The 405-nt window shown below is 55.8% G+C and carries 1 protein-coding gene; it reads right to left on the minus strand.

The annotated features are described in order from the left end of the window. Positions 1-401, minus strand: a 401-nt coding sequence (locus OO306_RS28470; protein WP_369124582.1) for a hypothetical protein, incomplete at its 3' end; no start/stop codon positions are given. Positions 402-405 lie beyond the last annotated feature (4 nt).

Raw genomic sequence — 405 nt, forward strand, 5'->3', positions numbered from 1 at the left:
TGGTGATGGTGGTGTGAGGAGACGGTGACCTGGGTCCCCTGGCCCCAGTCGTGATACGCGAAGGGCCTGTCGGAGTAAGTACCATCAAAGTTGTGTCGGGACAGTGCACAATAATAAACGGCCGTGTCCTCAGAGTTCAGGTTGTTCATTTGTAGAGAGACCGTGTTCTGGGCGTCGTCTCTGGAGATGGTGAATCGGCCCTTCACGGACTCTGTATATTTTGTCCAACTACCACTCTCGCCAATAGCGGCTACAAACTCACGTTCTTTCCCTGGAGTCTGGCGGAACCAGCCCATGGTATATGTACTGAACGTGCGTCCAGAAGCTGCACAGGAGAGTCTCAGAGAGTCCCCAGCCTGCACCAATCCTCCCCCAGACTCCTGCAGCTGCACCTGGGCCATGGCC

Source organism: Pseudomonas sp. DCB_AW, assembly GCF_026240895.1.
Taxonomy (GTDB): Bacteria; Pseudomonadota; Gammaproteobacteria; order Pseudomonadales; family Pseudomonadaceae; genus Aquipseudomonas; species Aquipseudomonas kermanshahensis.